Below are 269 nucleotides of genomic sequence, written 5' to 3'. Positions count from 1 at the left end.
CTTTGGTGGTGCGTTTTACGGATAAACAGGATGAAAAACGTCGTCTGAAAACGGCACTGCGGGTTTTCAGACGACGTTTTTGTTGTTCAGAGGGCTTCGATTTTTTTCAACAATTCCCGCAACGCCTGTCCCCTGTGGCTTTCGGCGTTTTTGATATCGGGGTCAAGCTCGGCGGCGGTGCAGTTGTGTTCGGGCAGGTAGAAATGCGGGTCATAGCCGAAACCGTGGGTTCCTGCGGCTTCTGCCTGCCATTGTCCGCGCCAGATGCC

At 53.9% G+C, this 269-nt stretch carries 1 protein-coding gene; it reads right to left on the bottom strand.

The window, feature by feature from the left end:
- Positions 1–86: 86 nt before the first annotated feature.
- A partial coding sequence (locus ACTHS3_RS17945; RefSeq protein WP_440368773.1) for a non-canonical purine NTP pyrophosphatase occupies positions 87–269 on the bottom strand: 183 nt, incomplete at its 5' end.

This window comes from Neisseria sp. P0009.S007, from assembly GCF_051962515.1.
This window is presented reverse-complemented; position numbering and strand designations above follow the sequence as displayed.